The sequence below is a fragment of the Bartonella sp. CM120XJJH genome (assembly GCF_042194715.1).
GTDB lineage: Bacteria > Pseudomonadota > Alphaproteobacteria > Rhizobiales > Rhizobiaceae > Bartonella.
Genome location: NZ_JBHINE010000077.1, coordinates 1 through 945 on the forward strand (window position 1 = coordinate 1; position 945 = coordinate 945).

The window sequence follows — 945 nt, forward strand, 5'->3', positions numbered from 1 at the left end:
GTTTCCTGTCGCACCATGCTTTGCAACAGAAGTTCCTCCTTTACCAATGATGATATCCTCATGCCCGTTTAAACTGGCTTTATAGCCATACCACACGGAACAACCTCCACCTCCTCCACCGCCGCCTAAGCAATAAGACCAAGAGCAACCACCACTACCGCCGCCACCCCAGGCTGTAATTTCGACTTTGGTTTTATCCGTGACCCAGTTGGGCCATTCAATTTTCCCATCTTGCGTATAAAGCAATTCAGCATCGGCAATAATGAGTTTATTAATCAAATCTTTTTTGATGTTTTTAATTTCCTGCTTGAGAATCTCTATTTCTGATTTCGTATAAACAGTTTCACCATCAACTCTCAAAGGTCCTTTAAGCGAGCTACCACTCGCACTTAAACTTGTGACCACTTCACCATTATGGGTGAGGCTAAACGACGAATTGCCCAAAAGCTCTAAATCACCATTTATAGTGACTTTACTGGTAAATTTATTATAACTTTGCCATTCATTTGGGCTTGTGAGGTGTCCATAGCTTGTGAGATCTTGATTGATCTTGGCTCTAAAATCATCAAGCCCCACAATATCTTCGGTTTTATGTTGGTGTGCGCCTAATAGGGAGATAGCACTGCCAAAGGTGAAGTTATTATTGCTTGATTTATAGAGAACATAATTATTTGCGGCATCTTTTGCCCCCTCGATATCACTTAAATCGGCAAAAGTGAAGGTTTTATCGGCTGCCATCTTGCTCTTCAGGGCTGCTTCAAGGTCTGCAACATCACTTATTGTGTGCATGTGTTTTGAAGGCGCTTTTCCCTCTAGCTTTTCCTCAACTTCCATTATCGCTTGATCAATTTTCGTCAAGTTTTCCCGTAAGATTGGGAATTCAGAACTGATAAAGCGTCCTTCTTTAGGCAATTCCATGTCGAGTTTTTTGGTTTTGGTCATCTC

The 945-nt window shown here is 41.8% G+C and carries 1 protein-coding gene; it reads right to left on the reverse strand.

Annotated features, from left to right (window positions below):
• A partial coding sequence (locus ACFIKU_RS09805; protein WP_375657393.1) for a Bgr_08870 family protein occupies positions 1–942 on the reverse strand: 942 nt, incomplete at its 3' end.
• Positions 943–945 lie beyond the last annotated feature (3 nt).